Here is a 12,468-nt window from a genome sequence, read left to right as displayed (position 1 = left end):
ACAATCAGCCAATTCATACTTTCTATTTCGGCATGAATTCTCCCTTGATGGACCGTGGCGACCTGGCACTGGTGCTGGCCATCCGCGACCAGGGCAGCCTGGCCGGCGCCGCCGATACGCTCGACGTCGTGCCTTCCGTCATCACCAAGAGGCTTGGCGCGCTCGAGGCGCGGCTGGGCCAGCGCCTGTTCGACCGCACCACGCGGCGGCTCAGCGTCACGGCCGAGGGCGAGGCGGTCTGCCTGCATGCGAAGACGCTGCTCGAGGGCTTTGCCGCGCTCGAAAGCGAACTCGGAGAGCGCCAGAATGAACTGGTCGGCACGATCCGCCTTGCCGCCACATTCGGTTTCGGGCGACGCTGGCTCGGGCCAGCGCTGGCCACTTTCCAGACCCGGCACCCGGCACTGCAGATCGAGCTGCTGCTGACCGAGCAGCTGCCAGACCTCGGCGCCGAAGGCTACGACGGCGCAATCTGGCTCTGGGCCGTGCAGCAACCCCGGGCGGCCGACTGGGTCACGCGGCGCATCGCGCGCAACCAGCGCGTGCTGGCGGCGTCACCGGACTATCTGGCACGCCGCGGCATGCCGGCCACGGTCGAGGCACTGGCATCGCACGACTGCCTGGTCGCGCGTGAAAACGGCGAGGTCAACCAGCGCCAGTTCACGCTCTGGAGCCTGCGCCATGCGCGCGACGGCAGCACGGCGAGGGTGCGCGTGCAGGGCCGGCTGGCCAGCAACTCGGGCGAGATGGTGCGCGACTGGTGCCTGGCCGGGCATGGCGTGATGCTGCGCAGCCTCTGGGACATCGCTCCGCAGCTTGCCAGCGGCGAACTGGTGCGCGTGCTGCCTCAATATTCGATGGCGGACGCCGACATCCATTGGGTCGCCCCGTGGCGGCCAAAGACGCCGCGCCGCGTGCGGCTGCTGGTCGATCACCTCGCGGAGCAGTTTCGAGCGGAGCCCTGGAAGCCGGGCAAGGCCGGCGCACGCTGAATATGCGGGCCGGCCGGCTCAGCGCTCGCTGCGCACCACCAGGCTCACGCCGACGGCTGTGAGCGCAATGCCCAGCACCGTCACCAGCGTGATCGGCTCGCTGAACAGCAGCCATGCCATTACCGCCGTGCAGGGAGGCACCAGGTACAGGAGGCTGGTGACGGCAGTGGCCGTGCCGCGCTGTATCAACATATATAGAAGAGAACTGCCGCCCAGCGACAGTGCCAGCACCGACCAGGCCATCGCGCCGCCCGACTGCAGGTTCCACTCGATGTGCTGCGGCTCCAGCGCCGCGAACGGCAGCGTGACGAGCAGCGCCGCCGCCATCTGCACCGCGCTTGCGCTGCGCACATCGCAGGGCGCGACGAAGCGCTTCTGGTACAGCGTGCCCGCGGTGATCGAGACCAGCGCCATCAGCGCCAGCCCCATCGTCAGGGCGCTCACCTCGCCGCCCTGCCCGAGCTTGCGCGACACCACCAGCACCAGCCCAGCGAAACCCAGCGCAAGCCCACCCCACTGCCGCTTGGAAATGCGCCCGCCGTTGAACGACATCCAGACCGCCGTGAGCACCGGCTGGATTCCGACCAACAGCGCCACCAGCCCGGCGCCCATGCCCTCATGCACCGCAGCCCATACGCCGCCGAGGTAGCCCGCCTGCATCAGGACGCCGGTGACCGCCAGGTGCCCCCACTGGGCGCGCTGCTTCGGCCAGGCGACCCGCGCCAGCGCCACCCACACGCCGAAGCAGGCCAGGGACAGCGCATAGCGCACGGCCAGGAACTTGAGGGGTGGCGCATACGGCATGCCGTAGCGCGCAACGATGAAGCCAGTGCTCCAGATCAGCACGAAGACCCCGGGCATCGCCCGCAGCCAGCCCGCATTGCGGGCCGCGGCCGCCGAGGTCATTTGGTACGCGCCCGGATTTCTGGAATGGCCTTCTGCAGGTAGTACACCATCGACCAGATGGTGAGCACGGCCGAGATCCAGATCAGCCATTGACCCCAGAGCCCGGTGTCGATCACCTTGAAGAGACGCCCGTCATACAGAAGGAACGGGATGGCGACCATCTGCACGGTCGTCTTGACCTTGCCGATCATGTGGACCGCCACGCTCTTGCTGGCGCCGATTTGCGCCATCCACTCGCGCAGCGCCGAGATCGCGATCTCGCGGCCGATGATGATGAGTGCCACGAAAACGTCGGCGCGCTGCAGGTGAACCAGCACCAGCAGCGACGCGCAGACCAGGAACTTGTCGGCCACCGGATCGAGGAAGGCGCCGAAGGCCGAGGTCTGGTTGAGCTTGCGCGCCAGGAAGCCGTCGAGCCAGTCGGTGGCCGCGAAGACGATGAACATGACCGTGGCGATCAGGTTGCGCATCGGCTCGGCCATCGGCAGGTAGAACACGCCGACGATCAAAGGGATCGCGACGATGCGCGTCCAGGTCATGATGGTCGGTAAGGTCCAGAACATCGCTTGATTGTGTCATGGCGGCGTTACCCCTCGACCGGCAACCGGTTGAGGGCACCCGCCTCAGTGCAGTGCCTTGTAGATCTCTTCCGCCAGGTCGGAGGCGATGCCCTCGACCGAGGCTATGTCTTCCACGCTCGCCGCAGCCACGCCGCGGATACCGCCGAAGCGTTGCAACAGCCGCGCCCGCCGCTTCGGCCCGATGCCCGGAATGTCTTCGAGCTGGCTGCCACCCACCCGCACCTTGGCGCGCTTGGCGCGCATGCCGGTGATGGCGAAGCGGTGCGCCTCGTCGCGGATCTGGGCCACCAGCATCAGCGCGGCGGAGTCCTTGCCCAGGTAGACCTTCTCGCGGCCGTCGGCGAACACCAGTTCTTCGAGCCCGACCTTGCGGCCTTCGCCTTTCTCGACGCCGACGATCAGCGACAGCGGCAGGCCCAGCTCGCCGAACACCTCGCGCGCCATCGACACCTGGCCCTTGCCGCCGTCGACCAGCACCAGGTCGGGCATGCGCGCGGTGCGGGGCTTCGGCGGGGCTTCGGTGCCGTCGCTCTCGGCGTCGCCAGGCGGCAGCGCATCGGTTTCGGCCGCCATCGCCTCGGCCAGCTTGCCGTAGCGGCGGTGCAGCACCTGCCGCATGGCCGCGTAGTCGTCGCCGGGCGTGATGCCTTCGATGTTGTAGCGGCGGTACTCCTTGTTCTGCATGGCGTGGTGCTCGAACACCACGCAAGAGGCCTGAGTGGCCTCGCCGGCCGTGTGCGAGATGTCGAAGCACTCGACGCGGAAGTTGTCGAGGTCGTCCGATGCCAGCTCGAGCGCATCCGCCAGCGCGCGGGTACGCGCCTGCTGCGAGCCCTCCTCGGCCAGCAGCCGGGCCAGTTGCAGGCCGGCATTGGTCTCGGCCATCTCGAGCCAGTGGCGGCGCTGCTCGCGCGGCTGGAACACCGCCGTCACGCGAGAGCCGGCCTGCTGCGAGATCGCCTCTATCAGCTCGCGGCTAACCTGCTGGCTCAGCACCAGCGTGGCCGGCACCGGCACGTCGATGTAGTGCTGGGCGATGAAGGCCTCGAGCACCTGCACCTCGATCGGGTCGGCGGCGACGAGGCTGGCATCGTCGCCGTCGTCGGCGTCCAGCTCGCCATGATGGATCTGCGCCGCGTCTTCCACATGCACGGGGAAGTACGGCCGGTCGCCCAGGTGGCGGCCGCCGCGCACCATGGCCAGGTTCACGCAGGCCTTGCCGCCCTGCACCTTGACGGCCAGTATGTCCACGTCCTTGTCGGAGGCGATCTCGATGGACTGCTGGTGCAGCACGCGCGAGATGGCCGACATCTGGTTGCGCAGCTCGGCCGCCTGCTCGAACTCGAGCTTCTCGGCGTGCGTCATCATGCGCTGCTCCAGCTTCGAGAGCACCAGTTGCGTGTCGCCCATCAGGAAGGCCTCTGCGCTGGCCACGTCCTGCGCATAGGCGTCGGGCGCGATGTAGCCGACGCAGGGCCCGCTGCAGCGCTTGATCTGGTACAGCAGGCAAGGCCGCGTGCGGTTGGCATACACCGTGTCCTCGCAGGTGCGCAGGCGAAACACCTTCTGCAGCAGCTGAATCGATTCCTTCACAGCCCAGGCGCTGGGGTACGGCCCGAAATAGCGGTGCTTCTTGTCGACCGCGCCGCGGTAGTAGGCCAGCCGCGGAAACTGGTGCGACGCGATCTTGAGATAGGGGTAGCTCTTGTCGTCGCGGAACAGGATGTTGTAGCGCGGCTTGAGCGTCTTGATCAGGTTGTTCTCGAGCAGCAGCGCCTCGGCCTCGGAGCGCACCACCGTGGTCTCCATGCGCACGATCTTCGAGATCATGTGACCGATGCGGGTGCCGCCGTGGCTCTTCTGGAAGTAGTTGGCGACCCGCTTCCTGAGGTTTCGCGCCTTGCCCACGTACAGCACCGCGCCCGCGGCGTCGAAATAGCGATAGACCCCGGGCAGCTGCGGCAAGGCCGCGACTTCGCTGAGCAATTGATCGGAATGCACGTCTGACATGGCGGCTATTGTGGCGTGCGGCGCACGGCCTGGCCGAGCGCCCGCCGCAAACCCGGCGGGGCCGGAACAAGCCCCTGCCAGGAATGCCTACTTCGCGAGCTCGCTCACCAGCCGGTACAGGAACTCGCGCCCGTCGTACAGGCGCTGGATCTCGATGCGCTCGTCCAGTCCGTGGGCGCGCGCATCGGCCGGCTCCAGGAACATGCCGGTCACGCCGTACATCGGGATTCCGGCATTGCGCATGAAGCGGCTGTCGGTGGCGCCGGTGCTCATGGCCGGCACCACGGGCACGCCCGGCCACATCTGCTGGGTGAGCGACTCCACCGTCTTCACGAGGTCGCCGTTCAGCGGCGACGCCGGGCTGCGCAGCGGCTTGCCCATGTTGCGCACCACGATCTTGTCGTTGCCGACCGCCTGGGTCAGCAGGCGCTCGACCTCTTCGGGGTCGTCGTGCGGCAGGATGCGGCAGTTGACCGTCGCCTTGGCCGACTGAGGCAGCGCATTCTCGGCGTGGCCGGCCTGCACCATCGTCGCAACGCAAGTGGTGCGGAACTGCGCGTTGTAGGCCGGATTGGCCGACATGCGCTCGATCACCGACGGGTCGGGGTTGCCCGCGCCCACCGCGCGCATGTCGTCGGCCAACTGGCCGGTGGCAAACGGCGCGCTGCGCGCGAAGTAGGTCTTGGTGACGTCCGCCAGCTTGACCGGGAAATTGAAATTGCCCAGCCGCTCCAGCCCCGCCGACAGCGCGTAGATCGGGTTGCTCTTGGTAGGCACCGAGCTGTGCCCGCCGACGTCTCGTACCTCCAGCATGTAGGTGGTGTACATCTTCTCGGCCACCTGCATGCGGTGCAGGTTCGGCTTGCCACCGCGCAATTCACCGCCACCGCCTTCGTTGATGCCGAACTCCGCCTGCAGCAGTTCGGGCTTGTTGTTGATGAGCCAGAAGGCGCCGTTGCTCAGCGCGTCGCCGCGTTCTTCGTCGGCGGTCAGCGCGAGGATGATGTCGCGCTTCGGCTTGAAGCCCTCCTGCTTGAGCTGCCCCACCACCGAGACCAGCGCCGAGGCCATCGCCTTGTCGTCGATGGAGCCGCGCGCGGTGAAGTAGCCGCCGGTTTCCTGCAGCTTGAACGGGTCGGTCTTCCAGTCTTCGCGGCGGGCCTCGACCACGTCGATGTGGGCCAGCAGGAGCAGCGGCTTCTTGCTGCCGTCGCCCTTGAAGCGCAGCACCAGGTTGCCCTTCTTCGGGAAGGGCTCGAAGATCTGGATGTCGCCCGGCGCGAAGCCCGCTTCGATCAGGCGCTTTTCCATGGCACGCGCCGCCACCGTGTTGTCTCCCACCGAATGGGTGGTGTTGATTTCCACCAGTTCCTTGTAGATGTCGTGAAAGCGCTGCTGCTGGGGCGTGAGCGATGGCGGCGGCGTCGGCGTCTGGGCCAGCGCGGCAGTCATGCCGCAAAGGGCCAGCGACACGGCAAGCATGGTCTTCACGGCGCGGAAGGTCTGCATCCTCATGGTCTCTCTCCGATGGTTGTTGTGCCGGCCAGCATAGCAAGCGCGGCCACGGAACACGGGCACACTCGCGACCTATGCAATCGAGGCAATGGGACATCTTCTGCAAGGTCATCGACAACCACGGCGACCTGGGCGTCTGCTGGCGGCTGGCCTGCCAGTTGGCGGTGCGCGGCGAACGCGTGCGGCTGTGGATCGACGACGCGGCCGCGCTGCGCTGGATGGCGCCGTCGGGACACGAAGGCGTGCGGGTGGTCGACTGGCTAGACAACGCCGCGCTGCAGGCAGCCGTGGCCGAGCCCCCGCCCGACGTGCTGGTCGAGGCCTTCGGCTGCGAGCCGGCGCCGGAGCTGATCGCGCGTTTTGCAGAAACACCGGGCAAGGCCTGGATCAACCTCGAATACCTGTCGGCCGAGCCGTATGTGGAACGGCTGCATGGCTTGCCCTCTCCGGTGTTCCGGGGTCCGGGCGCCGGGCTGACCAAGCGCTTCTTCTACCCTGGCTTCACGCCCGCGACCGGCGGCCTGCTTCGGGAGACCGACCTTGCGGCGCGGCAGGCCGGCTTCCACCGCACACAGTGGCTCTCCGAACGGCAGATTCCGTGGCAAGCCGGCGAGCGCCTGGTGTCGCTGTTCTGCTACGAGCCCCCGGCGCTTGCTGCATTGCTGGCCCGGTTGGCGCAGGGCCCCGAGCCCACACGGCTGCTGGTGACGGCCGGACGCGCGGCGCAGGCGGTCAAGGCACTGCTCGGCACTGAAGAAGCGAGCGGCGCGCTATCAATTTCATACCTGCCCTATCTCACCCAGCCGGATTTCGACCACCTGCTCTGGGCCTGCGACCTGAACTTCGTGCGCGGCGAGGATTCGCTTGCGCGTGCGCTCTGGGCCGGCGCACCGCTGGTCTGGCAGATCTACCCGCAAGACGACGACGCGCACCACGTCAAGCTCGGCGCCTGGCTGGACTGGCTGGGCGCCCCGCCCTCGCTGCGGCTTTTTCACCACGCGTGGAACGGCTTCAGCAACGCCCCATTGCCGCCACTGGAAATGCAGGGTCCGTGGCGCGAAACCGCCCGCAGTGCCCGTGGGCGGCTGCTCGCGAAGGACGATCTGGTCACGCAACTGCAGGAAATGGTCGCCCAAAAAAGCTAAAATAGCGGGCTTTGCGGATTTCGGCCCGGATTCCTTCGGTCCGTAATGCTCTCCGCTAAACCTGCCGCGGGACATGTACCGCGGGGCCAGCAACACCGGCACATACCGTCGATGGCTCCGCGCACCGAGCGGCCAACATCCAGAGACCCTGTTATGAAAATCGCTCAAGAAATCCGCGCCGGCAACGTCATCATGCACGGCAAGGACCCGATGGTCGTCCTCAAGACCGAATACAGCCGCGGCGGCCGCAACTCCGCCACCGTGCGCATGAAGATGAAGAGCCTGATCGCCAACTTCAACACCGAAGTGGTTTTCAAGGCCGACGACAAGATCGACCAGATCGTGCTGGACAAGAAGGAGTGCACCTACTCCTACTTCGCAGACCCCATGTATGTCTGCATGGACGCCGAATACAACCAGTACGAAGTCGAAGCCGAGAACATGGGCGACGCCCTGAACTACCTCGAAGACGGCATGGCCGTCGAAGTGGTGTTCTACGACGGCAAGGCCATTTCGGTCGAACTGCCGACCAGCGTCGAGCGCGAAATCACCTGGACCGAACCCGCCGTCAAGGGCGACACCTCGGGCAAGGTCATGAAGCCCGCCAAGATCGCCACCGGCTTCGAAGTGCCCGTGCCGCTGTTCGTGTCGCAAGGCGACAAGATCGAAATCGACACGCGCACCGGCGAATACCGCAAGCGCGTCTGAGCCTCTCCGGCCGATCGACCACCACCCTCGACAAAGGCTCCGCAAGGAGCCTTTGTCGTTTCCGGGCACACTGGTTGCAACGCTGCACAATCACGCAGGTCCATCTGTCCCGTTTCTTCATGAACAACACGCACGATCTTCACGACAAACGCCTGGCCGACGCCTGGGCCACGCTCCAGTCCCACGCCGACAAGGGCCTCCCGCTGGATCCCGATCCCTCGCGCATCGCCTTCGCCGACCCCGAGTTCCTGCTGCGCCGCGAAACCCGCGGCATCCGCATGCAGCTCGAGTTGATGAAGCCCGACGTCGAGCAGCGCGCCCACGGCATCGAGAACACCGTGGTGGTGTTCGGCAGCGCGCGCTTTCGCAGCGAGGAAGACGCCGCCGCCATGATCGCCCAGGCCGATGCGGCCGGCGATGCGGCCGCCTCCGAGCGCTGGCGCCGGCTCGCGCGCAACTCGCACTACTACGAGAAGGCACGCGCCTTCGGCAAGCTGGTCGCGCAGTACAGCAACGACAAGGAACCGCAGGACAAGCTGTTCGTCTGCACCGGCGGCGGCCCCGGCATCATGCAGGCGGCCAACCGCGGCGCGCATGAAGGCGGCGGCCTCTCGGTCGGCCTGGCCATCGCGCTGCCGATGGAAGAAGAGGCCAACCCGTACGTCACGCCGGCGCTGAGCTTCAAGTTCCACTATTTCGCGATCCGCAAGATGCATTTCATGATGCGTGCGAAGGCGCTGGTGGCGTTTCCGGGCGGCTTCGGCACGCTCGACGAACTGTTCGAAGTGATCACGCTGGTGCAGACCAAGAAGTCGAAGCCGGTGCCGATCGTGCTGTTCGGCTCGGACTACTGGAAGCGGCTGATCGACTTCGACTTCCTCGTCGACGAAGGCGTCATTTCACCGGGCGACGTGAAGCTCTTCGAGTACGTCGACGCGCCCGACGACGCCTGGAACGCGATCAAGCGTTTCTACAAGCTCTGACCTGAATCCCCTGCAGCCACGCGCTGCAGTTGTCGACAAGGCGCCGCTGCCGAACGGCAGGCGGCGCCATGTCAGACCTTCAGGCCCCATGTAGCGCGCGCGCCCAGCGCCAGCACGCCGCCGACCACCCAGAACACACCTGCGATGCCTATCAGCGCGCCGAGCGAGCCGAACAGCATCGGCATCGCCACGCTCGACGCATTGATGGTCATCAGGCGCAGCCCCAGCGCCTCGCCGTGCCGGGTGTGCGGCGTGATCTGGTGCAGCATGCTCATCACCATCGGCTGCACGGCGCCCAGCGCGAAGCCCAGGATCACCGAGCACACGCCCATGGCCCAGGCCGCGTCGAGCAGCGGATAGACCGCGAACACCAGCGCCGTCACCACGGTGGAGCTCAGGATCACGCTGCGCTCCGAGGCGCGCGATGCGATCACCGGCAGCACCACCCGAATGACGGCCGCCGCGACCGCGAAAGCGCCGAGGATCGAGCCGATCACCGAAGCGCTGATGCCCCTGTCGTGCCCCAGCACCGGCAGCACGAAGGCGTGCACGTCCCAGCTCGACGACTGCAGCCAGTTCACGAACAGCAGGCGGCGGAACATCGGCTCGCGCAGCAGGTCCCAGGCGCGCGTGGGCGTGGCACCCGCCAGCGGCGGCGTGGGCGGCGGCTCGTGCGCGCCGCGCGCGAGCAACCAGCAGACGAGGGGCAGCGCCGCCATCACCGCGAAGCAGACGCGAAAGGCCAGCATGTCCGCCGGTGCGCGGCCTGCGTGGTCGATCAGCATGCCGGCCAGGAAAGGCCCGACGAAATTGGCCGCCGCCGGTGCAATGGCGAGCCAGCTGAACACGCGCTTGAGCTGGGTCGGGTCATGCGCGGACCGCCCCACATGCCGCTGCAGCGCAATGACGGTCGCACCCGTGGCGCCGCCGGTCAGCAAAGCCGACAGGCACATCACCGGGAACACGGGGAACACCACCACCAGCCCCGCGCCGACCACCGCCGCAATCACCGACAGCCACAGCGGCCGCTTGAAGCCGTACCGGTCGGCAAAGCGCCCCGCGGGCAGCGCCAGAAACACCTGGGTCAGCGCGAACAGGGAGATCAGCACGCCGACCGCCGCCGCGCTGTAGCCCTGCTGCAGCGCCAGCAGCGGTGTGGCGAGACGCATGCCGGCCATGGTGGCATGCAGGCAGACCTGGGCGCCGATGACGCGCAGAAGCTCGGAGCCTTTCACGGGGTGTCGTCGCCCTCGCTGTCGGCGGTGGGCGGCAGCAGCGCCTGCGACTGCGCCTCGGGCAGGGCCTCGACCTTGCGCAGCGCCAGGCGCATCTGCTTGGCGCGCGTGTCGGCCTTGTCGAGCGTGTCGGACGCCTTGGCCACTTGTTCCTTGATGCGCGCGACCCAGTCGCCGTAGCGCTCGAACTCGGTCTTGACCGCGCCCAGCACCTTCCAGACCTCGGAGGCCTGCTGCTCCAGCGCGAGCGTGCGAAAGCCCATGTGCAGGCTGTTGAGCATGGCGAGCAAGGTGGTCGGGCCGGCCAGCGTCACGCGGTGCTGGCGCTGGATGGCGTCCATCAGTCCGGGGCGGCGCAGCACCTCGGCGTAGAGGCTTTCGACCGGCAGGAAGAGGATGGCGAAGTCGGTGGTGTGCGGCGCCGCGAGGTAGTTGTCGGCAATCGACTTGGCCTCAGTGCGGATGCGCGCCTCCAGCGCCTTGGCGGCCAGCTCCGCAGCGGGCGCGTCGGCACGCTCGTGCGCGTCGATCAGGCGCTCGTAGTCGTCGCGCGGGAACTTGGCGTCGATCGGCAGCCACACGGGCGCGCCCTCCTCGCCACGCCCCGGAAAGCGGATGGCGAAGTCGACGCGCTGCCCGCTGCGCGGCTTGGTCTCGATCTGCTTGGCGAACTGGTCGGGCGTGAGCACCTGCTCGAGCAAGGCCTCGAGCTGCACCTCGCCGAACACGCCGCGCGTCTTCACGTTGGTCAGCACGCGCTGCAGGCTGCCGACACCGACGGCCAGCGTCTGCATTTCGCCGAGCCCCTTGTGCACCTGCTCGAGCCGGTCGGCCACCTGCTTGAAGCTTTCGCCCAGGCGGGTTTCGAGCGTGCTCTGCAGCTTCTCGTCGACGGTCTTGCGCATCTCGTCGAGCTTGGCGGCATTGGTCTGCTGCAGCTGCGCGAGCTGGGACTCCATGGTCGCGCGCACCTCCGAAAGACGGCGTGCGTTCGATTCGCTCAGGCCCTGCAGTTGCGTATTGAGCGTGTCGGCCAGCGTCTTCTGCAGCGACGCGAGCTGCAGCGAAAAGGCATCGAGCTGCGCGTTCTGGGTGCGTGTGGCTTCGGCGCCCTGCTGCACCAGAGCGCGCTGGAAGGTGGCAAAGGCCTGCGTGGTTTCCTGGCGGGCACCGCGCGAGCTGTCGGCGATTTCCCGGCGCAGTTCGCGTTCGGTGCGCTCGTTGGCCGAGCCGATGCTGGCAAGCACGCGCAGCAGGTCGCCGTGGTCGGCAGGGGGCTGCCGGCGGGCCAGCAGCCATATAACCAGCACGAGCTGGATGACCGCGAGTACGGCCAGTCCGATCAGGATAAGGGCAGTGTCCAAGGTCTGGTTGTCGCCTCTTGCTTCTTACTTGCGGGCGGCGGGCACGGGCGTCACCGGTGTCAGCGGTCCCTTGCCGCCGAAGTAGGCGATGAGGTTGTCGGCGGCCAGGTCGGCCATTGCGCGGCGCGTGGGCACGGTGGCGCTGGCGATGTGCGGCGTGAGCACGACGTTGGGCACGGTCAGCAGGTCGGGGTGGACCTTGGGCTCGCCTTCGAACACGTCGAGGCCGGCGGCGGCGATGCGCTTCTCGCGCAGTGCAACAGCCAGCGCCGCGTCGTCCACGATGCCGCCGCGCGCGATGTTGACGAGCGTGGCCGTCGGCTTCATCAGCGCAATTTCTGCCGCGCCGATGGTGTGGTGCGAAGCCGCCGAGTACGGCACCACCAGCACCACGTGGTCGGCGGTCTTGAGCAGCTCTTCCTTGCTCACGTAGCTGGCCTTGCATTCGGCCTCGAGCGAGGCGTCGAGCTTCGAGCGGTTGTGATAGACCACCTTCATGCCGAAGCCGTGCGCGCCGCGCTTCGCAATGCCCTGCCCGATGCGGCCCATGCCGATGATGCCCAGCGTGGAGCCGTGGATGTCGGAGCCCGCGAACATGTCGAAGCTCCACTTCTGCCACTTGCCCGCGCGCAGGAAGTGTTCGCTCTCGGTGATGCGGCGCGCCGTGGCCATGAGCAGCGCGAAGCCGAAGTCGGCCGTGGTCTCGGTCAGCACGTCGGGCGCGTTGGTGCCGAGCACGCCGTGCGCGGCCATCGCGTCGACGTCGAAGTTGTTGTAGCCCACCGCCATGTTGGCGCAGATCTTCAGGTCGGGGCAGGCGTCGAGCACGGCGGCGTCGATGCGCTCGCTGCCGGTGGTGAAGGCGCCCGCTTTGCCCTGCAGCTTCGCGATGAGCTGATCCTTGCTCCAGCTTTCGTCGGACTGGTTCGACTCGACCTCGAAATGCTGCGACAGGCGCTCGATGGTCTCGGGGAAGATCGCGCGCGCGACCAGGATCTTGGGCTTGCTCATGATGTTGTCTCTTGTCGA

Annotated in this window: 11 protein-coding genes; 4 read left to right on the top strand and 7 right to left on the bottom strand. The window is 67.3% G+C overall.

Features of this window, described 5'->3' with window-relative positions:
* Window positions 1-32: 32 nt before the first annotated feature.
* A complete protein-coding gene (locus tag ACWV14_RS10245; RefSeq protein ID WP_454906966.1) occupies window positions 33-992 on the top strand; it encodes a LysR substrate-binding domain-containing protein in 960 nt (319 codons plus the stop codon).
* 18 nt (window positions 993-1,010) lie between these two features.
* Here ACWV14_RS10245 and ACWV14_RS10240 read toward each other — a convergent pair whose 3' ends face one another.
* From ACWV14_RS10240 to ACWV14_RS10225, 4 genes are all read right to left on the bottom strand, one after another.
* A complete protein-coding gene (locus ACWV14_RS10240) occupies window positions 1,011-1,898 on the bottom strand; it encodes a DMT family transporter (RefSeq protein WP_454906968.1) in 888 nt (295 codons plus the stop codon).
* Window positions 1,895-2,461 (bottom strand): CDP-diacylglycerol--glycerol-3-phosphate 3-phosphatidyltransferase, encoded by a 567-nt coding sequence (gene pgsA, locus ACWV14_RS10235; protein WP_106933864.1) that lies wholly within the window; start codon window positions 2,459-2,461, stop codon window positions 1,895-1,897. The genes ACWV14_RS10240 and pgsA overlap by 4 nt, the downstream gene beginning before the upstream one ends.
* A 60-nt stretch (window positions 2,462-2,521) precedes the next feature.
* Window positions 2,522-4,489, bottom strand: a complete 1,968-nt coding sequence (gene uvrC / locus ACWV14_RS10230; RefSeq protein ID WP_454906970.1) for an excinuclease ABC subunit UvrC — start codon at window positions 4,487-4,489, stop codon at window positions 2,522-2,524.
* A gap of 87 nt (window positions 4,490-4,576) precedes the next feature.
* The gene (locus tag ACWV14_RS10225; RefSeq protein ID WP_454906972.1) at window positions 4,577-6,004 is read right to left on the bottom strand and encodes a M20/M25/M40 family metallo-hydrolase; all 1,428 of its coding nucleotides are present in this window, start codon (window positions 6,002-6,004) and stop codon (window positions 4,577-4,579) included.
* A gap of 74 nt (window positions 6,005-6,078) precedes the next feature.
* Here ACWV14_RS10225 and earP point away from each other — a divergent pair, with 74 nt between their 5' ends.
* The 3 genes from earP to ACWV14_RS10210 all read left to right on the top strand — a co-directional run bounded on the left by earP (window position 6,079) and on the right by ACWV14_RS10210 (window position 8,840).
* The gene (earP, locus tag ACWV14_RS10220) at window positions 6,079-7,149 is read left to right on the top strand and encodes an elongation factor P maturation arginine rhamnosyltransferase EarP (protein ID WP_454906974.1); all 1,071 of its coding nucleotides are present in this window, start codon (window positions 6,079-6,081) and stop codon (window positions 7,147-7,149) included.
* A 153-nt stretch (window positions 7,150-7,302) separates the two neighbouring features.
* Complete coding sequence (efp, locus tag ACWV14_RS10215; protein ID WP_081268654.1) at window positions 7,303-7,857, top strand: elongation factor P; 555 nt, start codon at window positions 7,303-7,305, stop codon at window positions 7,855-7,857.
* A 119-nt stretch (window positions 7,858-7,976) separates the two neighbouring features.
* Window positions 7,977-8,840, top strand: coding sequence for an LOG family protein (locus tag ACWV14_RS10210; protein ID WP_422085783.1), 864 nt, complete (start codon window positions 7,977-7,979; stop codon window positions 8,838-8,840).
* A gap of 71 nt (window positions 8,841-8,911) precedes the next feature.
* Here ACWV14_RS10210 and ACWV14_RS10205 read toward each other — a convergent pair whose 3' ends face one another.
* From ACWV14_RS10205 to ACWV14_RS10195, 3 genes are read right to left on the bottom strand one after another with little or no spacing between them, the layout of a single operon-like run.
* Window positions 8,912-10,075: an MFS transporter gene (locus ACWV14_RS10205; protein ID WP_454906976.1), complete on the bottom strand. Its 1,164-nt coding sequence runs from the start codon at window positions 10,073-10,075 to the stop codon at window positions 8,912-8,914.
* On the bottom strand, window positions 10,072-11,439 hold the full coding sequence (locus ACWV14_RS10200) for a DNA recombination protein RmuC (protein WP_454906977.1): 1,368 nt from the start codon (window positions 11,437-11,439) through the stop codon (window positions 10,072-10,074). The genes ACWV14_RS10205 and ACWV14_RS10200 overlap by 4 nt, the downstream gene beginning before the upstream one ends.
* Before the next feature lie 24 nt (window positions 11,440-11,463).
* Window positions 11,464-12,450 carry a 2-hydroxyacid dehydrogenase gene (locus ACWV14_RS10195; protein ID WP_422085780.1) on the bottom strand — a complete coding sequence of 329 codons (987 nt, stop codon included), beginning with the start codon at window positions 12,448-12,450 and terminating at the stop codon, window positions 11,464-11,466.
* Between the last annotated feature and the right edge of the window lie 18 nt (window positions 12,451-12,468).

Source organism: Variovorax durovernensis (assembly GCF_977011995.1).
Note: the sequence above shows the minus strand (reverse complement) of the source record. Positions and strands in the feature narration are given on the sequence as shown.